We start from the raw sequence: 6536 nt of genomic DNA on the forward strand, positions 1-6536 counted from the left end.
GCCCGCAGCCGACGCCCTACGGCAGATCCTCGGGCAGCAGCAGCTGCAGCTGCTCCGTCGTCGCGTCGGGCAGCTGGGCGACCCGGACCGCATGGTGTTCGATCATCGTCTCGAAGACCTGCCGGGCCGTCCGTCCGTTGCCGAACGTCGGGCCCTTGGGCAGGGCCGCGAAGTGGGCCAGCAGCGCGTCCTCGGCCGCGTCGGACAGCTCGTACTCGTGCTCCTCGGCCTGCGTCCGCGCGATCCGCAGCAACTCCTCGGCCGTGTAGTCGGGGAAGGTGATGGTGCGGGAGAAGCGGGACGCCACACCGGGGTTGGCGGCCAGGAAGCGCTCCATCTCGGAGGTGTAGCCCGCGACGATGACCACGACCTCGTCGCGGTGGTCCTCCATCAGCTTCACCAGTGTGTCGATCGCCTCGCGGCCGAAGTCGCGGCCGCCGTCCTCCGGGGCCAGCGCGTAGGCCTCGTCGATGAACAGCACCCCTCCGCGCGCGCGGTCGAAGGCCTCCGCCGTGCGCAGCGCGGTGGAGCCGATGTGCTCGCCGACGAGGTCCATCCGGGAGACCTCGACGAGGTGGCCGCGCTGCAGCACGCCCAGCGAGGCGAGGATCTCGCCGTAGAGGCGGGCCACCGTCGTCTTGCCGGTGCCGGGGGAGCCGGTGAAGACCAGGTGGCGGCGGAGCGAGGGCGCCTTCAGGCCGGCCTGGCGACGCCTGCGGCCGACCGAGATCAGGTCGATCAGCGTGCGGACCTCCTGCTTGACGGTCCCCAGACCGACCAGCGCGTCCAGGTCCGCCAGCGCCTCCTCGGCCGGACGGCAGTCCGGGATCGGGGCGATCTGCGGCAGTCCGGAGGCCAGCGGCTGCGCCGGGATCAGCACGCGGGCGCGCACGAGCGCGGCGCCGGGAAGGGTCGTGGCCAGCGGCGGCTCGTCGGCGATCGTCCCGGCGGCGACGACGGGCGCGGGGGAGGGCCTCGCGTCGTCCGAGGTGCAGGCCTCCGCCACCGGGCCGGGCTCGGAGAACTCGAAACCGCCGCGCGCGTTCTGCTCGGCGCGGCAGCGGGTGAGCACCGTCGGGCAGCCGTCGATGACGTGGAAGCCGTAGCCCTTGCCGTGGGTGGCCCGGCACTCCTCGAAGGAGCCGCGCCCGCCCGCGGAGACGTAGACGCCCGCCTCGCCGCTGCCGCGCAGCGTGCAGCCGCGCAGCACCGGGTCCGCGCCACGGGTGACGATGACGCCGGTCGCGGTGTCGGAGATCTCGCAGTCCGTCAGCAGGCCGCCGCTGCCGTGGTCGCGGAACCAGGCGCCCGTGGTCGCGTCCTGCGCGGTCAGCCGGTCCAGACGGACCGTCGCGCCCGAGCTGACCGAGACGGCCGTGCCGCGCACCTGGCTCAGCGTGCAGCCGGACGCCTCGGCCGCCGAGCCGCGGTCCAGCACGAAAAGGCCGTCGGGGACGTCCTGGATCCGGCAGTCCGTCAGCTTGGCGGTGGCGCCGGAGATGACCCAGACGGCCGGGTAGTCGCCGGTGCTGTCGAGCAGTTCGCACCCGACCGCCTCGACGGAGGTGTCGGTGTCCCAGACCGACAAGCCGTTGCGCCCGAAGGAGCGCAGCCGACTGCCCGTCAGCGTGAGCCTGGCCCGGCCGCGCAGGTCGGCGGCGTTCTCCGGGATGTCGTGCAGGCGGCAGCCTTCGAGCCGCAGGGTGGCCGCGCCGTCCAGGGTCAGGCCGTTGTCGGAGACGCGCGAGACGGTGCAGTCGACGAGCACGCCCTCGGCCCGGTCGTCGGCCTGGACGCCGTTGCCGTCCACCTCGGTGAACTCGCAGCCCTCCGCCTCGATGCGGCTGCCCTCGCCGGTCAGCACCAGGGCGGCGCCGGAGGCGCGGCGCACCTTGCCGCGCAGCAGGCGCAACGCCCCGCCCGCGCGCACGACCACGCCGGACTGGCCGGTGCCGTCGATCTCGAGGTCCTCGACCAGGGCCTGCGCCGCCTCGGAGACGCGCAGCCCGAGGCCGCCCAGGTTCTCCACCTTGGTGGTGCGGACGACGGGCCGGGCCTCGCCGCGGATCTCGATGGCGACCGAGGAGCGCGTCGAGATCCGGCAGTCCGTCAGTTCCGGCGCGCCGGCGGCGATGACGACGGCGGGAGCGGAGCCGTCCTGGCCCTCCAGGACCAGTCCGTGCACGGCCGCCGAGGCCAGCACGATCAGCGCGCTGCCCGCGGACGGCTCGATCCGCACCGTGCCCGGCCCCTCCGCGCTGCGCAGCGTCAGGGCCTTGTCCAGCACGATGTTCTCGCGGTAGACGCCCGCCCCGAGCGCGACCGTGTCACCCGGTTCGGCGGCCGCCAGCGCCTCGGCGACCGTGGCGTACTCGCCCGAGCGACGACGCCAGCGCGAGGCGCCGTCCAGGGTCACCCGCACCACGCCTGCTCCCATGACGATCCGGTGCCCCCAGCTCTCTCGTCCTGCTGCGTCCGCCCACGGTACTGCGTCCGGCACCCTCGCCCGACCCTCTTCCTTCGACATCGATGACAACGAGCGGGACGGCGATCGGTCGCCACCCGCACCGGTGACCTGTTGTGATCGGTTCCGCTCAGTCCGGCTGCGGAAGCGCTCCGGACTCGAGCACCGTGAGTGCGTCGCCCAGGCGCAGGGTGCCGTAGGGGGCCTGCGGGACCAGGTGCATGCCGAAGGCGGCGCTCCTGGCGAAGCGGCGGCGCTTGCGCAGCGTGCGCAGCGGCTGCTGGCCGGCGAAGACCCCGGCGTCCTGGTCGACGGTGGTGATCGCGCAGCGGCCGCACTGCTGCACGACCTCGAACTCCACCGCGCCGATCCGGATCCGCCGCCAGCCGGTCTCCGCCCACGGCGTCGGCTCGTCCAGCACGAGGTTCGGCCGGAACCGCTCCATCGGGACCGGGCCCGCGGCGGCGGCCTCCTCGGGGTGGTCCTGCGCGATCAGCGCGTTGAGGGCGTCGAGGGAGCCGGTCGTGGTGAGCAGGAGGGGGTAGGCGTCGGCCAGGCTGGTGGTCGCGGGCATCGGGCGCCGGTGCGGGTCGTCGAGGTGGACCAGGCGCACCTCGCGGTCGAGCAGCTTGCGGAACCAGTCGACGACGTCCGTGTCCTCGACGACCGGGGCGCTGAAGCCGCCGCGGAAGATCGAGACGGGCGCGAGCGCCGTCGGGTCCGGCGGTGCGACGCGCAGCGGCGCGTCGGCGTCGGGGTGGGCGAGAAGCAGCGTGCCGTCGGCCCCGATCCCGGCCTGGAACCGGGCCAGTCGCGGGTCCTCACGCTGCGTCAGCACCTCGCCGTCCGGCTGGGCCAGCATCCACCGGCGGTCTCCGACGAGGCCCCACGGCTCGACGGAGGCGGACTCCAGCGCCTGGGCGTGGAAGGACTTGACCGGGTGTATCCGCAGCGCAGTGAGCCGAGTTGCCATGACTCCATGGTGCCAGGGTTAGAACGTCGTGCAGGTCCGGTGACCTTTCAGGGGCGCGGGAACCCCCGCGCCCCTGAAGGACCTCGACCTCCCGTGGAGCCTCAGTAACCGCGCTGCTGCGGATAGCCGTAGCCGCCCGGGTTCTGCTGCTGGGGGTAACCGTAGCCGCCCTGCGGCTGCGCCTGCGGCGGGGCCGGGCGCAGCGGGGCCACGGGGGCGACCGGCGCGGTGTACTGGGACGGCGCGCCACCGTAGTTGGGCTGGTGGGGGATGTACGGCTGCGGCGCGGGGTACTGCGCCGGCACCGGCGTGGGCGGGGTGAAGCTGGGACTGCTCGGTCCGGGACCCAAGGCCAGGCGCGGCGTCGGCATGGCCGGCAGGTTGCTGCCCGGCCCGAACGACGAGCCGTAGCCCGTGCCGTACGAGGAGCCGTACGACGAGGAGCCGAAGCTGTCATAGCTCGCCGGCGGGAGGGCGGCGGGCACGTTGATCGGCGCGATCTGGGGGACGCCCCGCTCAGCCACGAGGCTGTCGTAGATGGGGGTGTCCGAGGCAAAGGACGGAGCGTAGTAACCGACTCCGTCGTAGGAGCGGGAGGTCATGACGCATACCGTAAGCCCACAACATGCCTGCTGAGGAGAGTGTCACCACAGCTAGTTGCGGGGATTGCCGAGCTTTTGACTTGCGCGACTGCCCGAAGTGGTGAAAAACGGTCAGATCGGAAGCAGAGTGTGGTGTGGAACGGTCGCATTGTTGATGCAATGTTTACCGGACGGACGCACTCCGCCCTCCTCGGGGCAGTGACCCGAGGAGGGCGGAAGGGGGTTTTCGGTCGCCTGCCCGAGGGTGTCCCGGTGCGGCGCCGGGGCGGGCGCAGGGAGGGGGTCAGTCGCCCGTCTTGGGCGGCTGGTTGTCCCGTCGGCGCAGGTAGCGCTCGAACTCGCGGGCGATCGCCTCGCCCGACGCCTCGGGCAGGTCGACGGTGTCCTTGGCCTCCTCCAGCTGCTGGACGTACTCCGCCACCTCGCTGTCCTCCGCCGCCAGCTGGTCCACCCCGAGCTGCCAGGCGCGCGCGTCGTCCGGCAGCTCGCCGAGCGGGACGCGGATGTCCAGCAGATCCTCCAGCTTGTTCAGCAGCGCGAGCGTCGCCTTCGGGTTCGGCGGCTGCGCCACGTAGTGCGGGACCGCCGCCCAGAACGTCGCCACCGGCAGGCCCGCCTGCGCGCAGGCCTCCTGCAGCACCCCGACGATGCCCGTCGGGCCCTCGTAGCGGCTCTCCTCCAGCTCCAGGGAGCGCGCCACGTCCGGGTCGGAGGTGACCCCGCTGACCGGAACCGGACGGGTGTGCGGGGTGTCCCCGAGCAGCGCGCCCAGGATGACCACCATCTCGATGCCCAGCTCGTGGGCGAGCGCGAGCAGCTCCTGACAGAAGCTGCGCCAGCGCATGCTCGGTTCGATGCCCCGGACCAGCACCAGGTCCCGGGTCTTCGGTTCGGTCACCCGAATCACCGAGAGCCGGGTCGTCGGCCAGGTGATCCGGCGAATCCCGCCGTCCAGCCAGACGGTCGGGCGGTTCACCTGGAAGTCGTAGTAGTCCTCCGCATCCAGCTCGGCGAAGACCTTGCCGCCCCAGGTGTCGTCCATATGGGCGACCGCGGTGGATGCGGCGTCCCCCGCGTCGTTCCAGCCCTCGAACGCGGCCACCATGACCGGGTCGATGAGCTCGGGCACGTCCTCAAGCTCGACCACCCCGGTGCCTCCCTCCACACTTGCCAGGCTGTGCCGTGGATCCGGCTCGACCGAGCCGTCCCACGGACTGTAAGTGCCCAGCGTAAGGGCAACCATGCCTGCGGCGCGGCGGCTTAACCGGTGGTTCGCCGAGGGCCGACAGAGCGCAACCCGGGTGGGCCGGACGGGTCCGCCTGCCGGGACCGGCGTCCCACCTGGCGGAATCCGGAGGAGCCGATTGTGTCGGCTGCAATACGCTGGGCCTCGTGCGCCCGCGACCGAGTGGGCGCAAAGCCGACAGCCGTCGCACACAGGGAGCCCCTCATGGCCGTTTTCGTCCCCCCTGCCGCCCAGGAGCGCGCCGATGCGCTGCGCGAGGCCCTCGCCAGCCGAGTCGTGGTCGCGGACGGGGCCATGGGAACCATGCTCCAGGCGCGGAACCCCACGCTCGAGGACTTCCAGGGCCACGAGGGCTGCAACGAGGTCCTGAACGTCTCCCGCCCCGACATCGTCCGCTCGGTGCACGAGGCCTACTTCGCGGTGGGCGTGGACTGCGTCGAGACCAACACCTTCGGCTGCAACCTCTCCGCCTTCGCCGAGTACGACATCGCCGACCGGATCGAGGAGCTGGCCGAGGCCGGGGCCCGGATCGCGCGTGAGGTCGCGGACGAGTTCGCCGCCAAGGACGGCCGCCAGCGCTGGGTGCTCGGCTCGATCGGCCCAGGCACCAAGCTGCCGACGCTGGGACACATCGCCTTCGAGGCGATCCGTGAGGGCTTCCGCCGGAACGCCGCCGGGCTGGTCGCCGGCGGCGCGGACGCGCTGCTGATCGAGACCGCGCAGGACCTGCTGCAGGTCAAGGCGGCGGTGCTGGGCGTCAAGCAGGCGCTGACCGAGTCCGGGCTGAGCCTGCCGATCTTCGCGCAGGTCACCATGGAGACGACCGGCACGATGCTGCTCGGCTCGGAGATCGGCGCGGCGCTGACGGCGCTGGAGCCGCTCGGGATCGATTTCATCGGCATGAACTGCGCCACGGGTCCGGCCGAGATGAGCGAGCACCTGCGCTATCTCGCCCGCCAGGCGGGCATCGGCCTGTCCTGCATGCCGAACGCAGGCCTGCCCATTCTGGGCAAGGACGGCGCGGTCTTCCCGCTCAGCCCCGAGGAGCTCGCTGACGCGCACGAGACCTTCGTGCGCGAGTACGGGCTGTCCCTGGTCGGCGGCTGCTGCGGCACCACGCCGGAGCACCTGCGCCAGGTCGTCGAACGCGTCCAGGGCCTCCCGCTCACGCCGCGGACCCCGCAGCCCGAGGCGGCGGCGTCCTCGCTCTACCAGGCCGTCCCGTTCCGGCAGGACACCTCCTACCTCGCC

The 6536-nt window shown here is 72.7% G+C and carries 5 protein-coding genes; 1 reads left to right on the forward strand and 4 read right to left on the reverse strand.

Going from position 1 to position 6536, the window contains the following annotated elements:
• Window positions 1-16: 16 nt before the first annotated feature.
• From TR48_RS32980 to TR48_RS32995, 4 genes are all read right to left on the reverse strand, one after another.
• A complete protein-coding gene (locus TR48_RS32980) occupies window positions 17-2437 on the reverse strand; it encodes a right-handed parallel beta-helix repeat-containing protein (RefSeq protein ID WP_042374090.1) in 2421 nt (806 codons plus the stop codon).
• Between the two features lie 157 nt (window positions 2438-2594).
• Window positions 2595-3437, reverse strand: a complete 843-nt coding sequence (locus TR48_RS32985; RefSeq protein WP_042374091.1) for an MOSC domain-containing protein — start codon at window positions 3435-3437, stop codon at window positions 2595-2597.
• Between the two features lie 101 nt (window positions 3438-3538).
• The gene (locus tag TR48_RS44570; RefSeq protein WP_042374092.1) at window positions 3539-4039 is read right to left on the reverse strand and encodes a DUF6643 family protein; all 501 of its coding nucleotides are present in this window, start codon (window positions 4037-4039) and stop codon (window positions 3539-3541) included.
• A gap of 283 nt (window positions 4040-4322) precedes the next feature.
• Window positions 4323-5186 (reverse strand): PAC2 family protein, encoded by an 864-nt coding sequence (locus TR48_RS32995; protein ID WP_042374093.1) that lies wholly within the window; start codon window positions 5184-5186, stop codon window positions 4323-4325.
• Window positions 5187-5489: 303 nt separating this feature from the next.
• Here TR48_RS32995 and TR48_RS33000 point away from each other — a divergent pair.
• On the forward strand, window positions 5490-6536 hold a 1047-nt coding region (locus TR48_RS33000), incomplete at its 3' end, for a homocysteine S-methyltransferase family protein (RefSeq protein WP_042374095.1).

Origin of the sequence: Streptacidiphilus neutrinimicus, from assembly GCF_000787815.1 — a bacterium.
GTDB classification, from domain to species: Bacteria; Actinomycetota; Actinomycetes; order Streptomycetales; family Streptomycetaceae; genus Streptacidiphilus; species Streptacidiphilus neutrinimicus.

What these genes read in the sequence shown, in the direction of transcription:
- TR48_RS32980 (WP_042374090.1), bottom strand. Translation starts at nt 2,437, where the DNA reads ATGGGAGCAGGCGTGGTGCGGGTGACCCTGGACGGCGCCTCGCGCTGG.
- TR48_RS32985 (WP_042374091.1), bottom strand. Translation starts at nt 3,437, where the DNA reads ATGGCAACTCGGCTCACTGCGCTGCGGATACACCCGGTCAAGTCCTTC.
- TR48_RS44570 (WP_042374092.1), bottom strand. Translation starts at nt 4,039, where the DNA reads ATGACCTCCCGCTCCTACGACGGAGTCGGTTACTACGCTCCGTCCTTT.